Origin of the sequence: Providencia sp. 2024EL-00732 (genome assembly GCF_044006275.1) — a bacterium.
In the GTDB taxonomy this organism is placed as follows: Bacteria; Pseudomonadota; Gammaproteobacteria; order Enterobacterales; family Enterobacteriaceae; genus Providencia; species Providencia huashanensis.
The window spans coordinates 1-1,160 of sequence record NZ_JBIPDG010000032.1; the positions used below are offsets into that span (position 1 = coordinate 1).

Sequence of the window (1,160 nt, forward strand, 5' to 3'; positions counted from 1 at the left end):
TAGTGTTGTGAACTCGACGAGTAGGGCGGGACACGTGTTATCCTGTCTGAATATGGGGGGACCATCCTCCAAGGCTAAATACTCCTGATTGACCGATAGTGAACCAGTACCGTGAGGGAAAGGCGAAAAGAACCCCGGCGAGGGGAGTGAAATAGAACCTGAAACCGTGTACGTACAAGCAGTGGGAGCCTTGATTTATCAGGGTGACTGCGTACCTTTTGTATAATGGGTCAGCGACTTATATTCTGTAGCAAGGTTAACCGTATAGGGGAGCCGTAGGGAAACCGAGTCTTAACTGGGCGAATGAGTTGCAGGGTATAGACCCGAAACCCGGTGATCTAGCCATGGGCAGGTTGAAGGTTGGGTAACACTAACTGGAGGACCGAACCGACTAATGTTGAAAAATTAGCGGATGACTTGTGGCTGGGGGTGAAAGGCCAATCAAACCGGGAGATAGCTGGTTCTCCCCGAAAGCTATTTAGGTAGCGCCTCGTGAACTCATCTTCGGGGGTAGAGCACTGTTTCGACTAGGGGGTCATCCCGACTTACCAACTCGATGCAAACTACGAATACCGAAGAATGTTATCACGGGAGACACACGGCGGGTGCTAACGTTCGTCGTGAAGAGGGAAACAACCCAGACCGCCAGCTAAGGTCCCAAAGTCATAGTTAAGTGGGAAACGAAGTGGGAAGGCTCAGACAGCCAGGATGTTGGCTTAGAAGCAGCCATCATTTAAAGAAAGCGTAATAGCTCACTGGTCGAGTCGGCCTGCGCGGAAGATGTAACGGGGCTAAACTATGCACCGAAGCTGCGGCAGCGATATGTAAATATTGTTGGGTAGGGGAGCGTTCTGTAAGCCTGTGAAGGTGTACTGTGAGGTATGCTGGAGGTATCAGAAGTGCGAATGCTGACATAAGTAACGATAATGCGGGTGAAAAACCCGCACGCCGGAAGACCAAGGGTTCCTGTCCAACGTTAATCGGGGCAGGGTGAGTCGACCCCTAAGGCGAGGCAGAAATGCGTAGTCGATGGGAAACGGGTTAATATTCCCGTACTGGTGATAATTGCGATGGGGGGACGGAGAAGGCTAGGCTGGCCGGGCGACGGTTGTCCCGGTTTAAGGATGTAGGCAGGTGAATTAGGCAAATCCGGTTCACTA

At 51.6% G+C, this 1,160-nt stretch carries 1 rRNA gene; it reads left to right on the forward strand.

The window, feature by feature from the left end:
• Window positions 1–1,160 (forward strand): 23S ribosomal RNA (locus tag ACHB7C_RS20730); the annotation flags it as partial.